This is a genomic window from Moorena sp. SIO3I8 (genome assembly GCF_010692325.1).
Lineage (GTDB): Bacteria > Cyanobacteriota > Cyanobacteriia > Cyanobacteriales > Coleofasciculaceae > Moorena.
This window is the reverse complement of sequence record NZ_JAAHHW010000297.1, coordinates 1-2051: the sequence shown is the minus strand read 5'-3', so window position 1 is coordinate 2051 and position 2051 is coordinate 1. Positions and strand designations below refer to the sequence as shown.

At 43.2% G+C, this 2051-nt stretch carries 1 pseudogene; it reads right to left on the bottom strand.

The window, feature by feature from the left end:
- Positions 1–118 precede the first annotated feature (118 nt).
- Positions 119–1928, bottom strand: a pseudogene (ltrA, locus tag F6K51_RS36355) (group II intron reverse transcriptase/maturase).
- Positions 1929–2051: the final 123 nt, after the last annotated feature.

Below are 2051 nucleotides of genomic sequence, written 5' to 3'. Positions count from 1 at the left end.
CCCTGGTCGGGTAGGTTTAAGTTGACACTCCCCGTCCTAGAAGAACGGGGATTCTTTAATCAACGAGCCAGCTTACTCAACCAGACCGGAATCAGGAAGAGTAGAGGCTGATATTAAACTAAGCCGGTGAGTCGCCCCACCGACTCGTCTTCAAAACCGTACGTGATACTTTCGCATCATACGGCTCCTCATCAAACGGAACCATTGTCATTGGTACCTTCTAGAATGGGTTTTCATCTAACTCAGAGGAGTCTGTATTTGACTCTTGACGTTTTGACTGAATTCCGATTCTATGTTTTTCATCGTGACAGTGGAGGTGTAGTAGTTCTAAATTTTTGAGATTATCACTTCCACCATTGGCGCGTGGTATTTTATGGTGTGTTTCCAATAAATCTTCTTCCCTAAAGGTAAGCCCACAATGAGCGCATTTTCCTTTTTGCCGTTTCAAAAGTATTCCTTTTTGACTGGTCATTTCAGGATGTTTACTCATTCTGGTGTTCCAGTATATTAGGTCACCATCGTAGGGACTTCTGGCTTCTTTGACTTTGGTGTGCCTGACAATTTTGGTTTTGGCATGTTTAGGGAGGTAATTATCCTCGTTGGTCATGAACACCCAGTTATCTCCTCCAATAGTTCCCCAATACTTATTGATTACCCAGGTTTTTGATTTCTTGGGGTGTCTCCTGTATCCCCATCTTTGGAGTTTGTTCCATAGCATATGTCCTAATTTGCTGAATGTTTCTTTACTACAGACTGACCTGTAGTAGTTGCACCATCCGCGTATAATAGGTTTGAGGTGGCTTATTAAAGCCTCTTGTGGGGCAGCTTTGTGTCGTTCTATGACATTTGAGAGCTGCCCATAATGCTCTAGTACTTTTTCCTTAGATGGCTTGATGATGGTTTTAAAACCTTGTTTAGTATGATGTTTACCTACTTTATATTGCCGAATGTTGAATCCGAGGAAGTCAAATCCGTCAAATGTGTGGGTAATTTTTGTTTTACTTGGTTTTAATTCCAGACCCATGTCCAGCAGCCATTTATTAATGACTTCAAGACATTCTTCTACCACGGTTTGGTCTTGGTGGAGAATGACAAAATCATCTGCGTATCTGACTAGGGATAGACCTGTTTTATAGTGTCTTTTCTTTCCCTTGATGGAGTTAGCGTGATTCCAGATGGCATTTTCCATTCCGTGGAGGGCTATATTGGCCAGAAGTGGTGATATAACGCCACCTTGTGGGGTACCCTCATTTGTAGATGAGAATGTTCCATTATCCATCACACCGGCTTTTAGCCAGGACTTAATTAAACGTCTCATGGATGGGTAAGTATTTAATTTTGTTAGAAGTGCATCATGGTTGATTCTGTCAAAGCATTTGGCAATATCTGCGTCCAAAACCCATTTGGGTTTTTGGGCTATTACTGTAAATATTGCTTCTATTGCATCGTGACATGAGCGTCCTGGCCTGAACCCGTAGGAATTAGGTTCAAATTTGGCTTCCCATTCAGGTTAAACATGCCTGTTTGGCAAGTGCTTGTAATGCACGGTCGTATATGGTTGGGATACCTAATGGGCGTTTTTCCGACCGTCCGGGCTTAGGAATCCATACCCTTCTGGTGGGTTGTGCCTTTTTGGAGATTTTGAGGCTGGCTACTAAGGTGAGGCGCTGCTTATTGGTTAAAGCTTTAACCCCATCTATTCCGGCAGTCTTTTTGCCTTTGTTTTCCTGGGTAACCTTTCTGACCGCAATCATTTTTGCTGACCAGGATTTCATCAGGGTCTTTTGCAGTTTTCTTACCACGCTCACGTCACCACGGCTCGAGGCTTGATATATTCGTTTTTGCAACTTAAAGACTGTCATTTCTAGCTTTCGCCAGTTGACCGACTTCCATTCCGACTGTGAGGCGAACCCCCGAGTTTTAGACATATCAATTGCTACTTACAACCATATCTTTTCCGTTGACGTGAGTCCGTTAGCATATCCTAGGAATTACCCTAGGCCTTGGCTTCTGACTCAATCTCGCCCCTATATGACTTGCGGTTAGCTACC